Origin of the sequence: Cryobacterium sp. MLB-32 (genome assembly GCF_000738085.1) — a bacterium.
Classification (GTDB): domain Bacteria; phylum Actinomycetota; class Actinomycetes; order Actinomycetales; family Microbacteriaceae; genus Cryobacterium.
Window position 1 is genome coordinate 1 of record NZ_JPRS01000700.1, and the last position, 607, is coordinate 607.

The following is a 607-nucleotide window of genomic DNA, read 5'->3' on the forward strand; positions in this document are numbered from 1 at the left end:
CACCTATTGAGCATTCCGTTTCGACCGGCAGACAAATGGTCGTGTCCGATGCCAAGTATGTGAACGTCTGGTTTCGAAATGGCGTGTCGTGTTCCCTTTCAGCCCGGGGGGTCGTACGGTCAGTTTCATCAGGTATGAGACCTGATCGAGACGGCCACCTGTACGCCTCGACAAGTGCCCGTGGCCGCTCGCCAAGTTAAGATCGCGTCCAGTTTGACGCACGGTGGGAGTGGTTATGATCGCTAATCGAACCGAGTACCAGTCTTCCGATCACGTGGAGAACTCCACGGAGCAAGCAGAACGCACCTACGTTCTTGACACATCGGTTTTGCTCTCCGATCCGAAGGCGATCTTCCGCTTCGCAGAACACGCGGTCGTTCTTCCCGTCGTGGTGATTTCTGAGCTTGAGGCAAAACGCAACGACCCGGAGATCGGGTACTTCGCCCGGCAGGCACTGCGCAATCTGGATGACCTGCGTCTCAAGCACGAAAGACTCGATTTCCCGATCCCCGTCGGGGAAGGCGGAACGTTACGGGTCGAGCTCAACCACTCGAACATGTCCGTGCTGCCGTCCGGTATGCAACTGGGAGACAACGACTCCCGCATT

General features: G+C 57.0%; 1 protein-coding gene. It reads left to right on the top strand.

What is annotated here, in order from left to right:
* Positions 1-235: 235 nt before the first annotated feature.
* Positions 236-607: PIN domain-containing protein (locus JF66_RS20970; RefSeq protein WP_035880910.1), on the top strand; the 372-nt coding region annotated here is incomplete at its 3' end.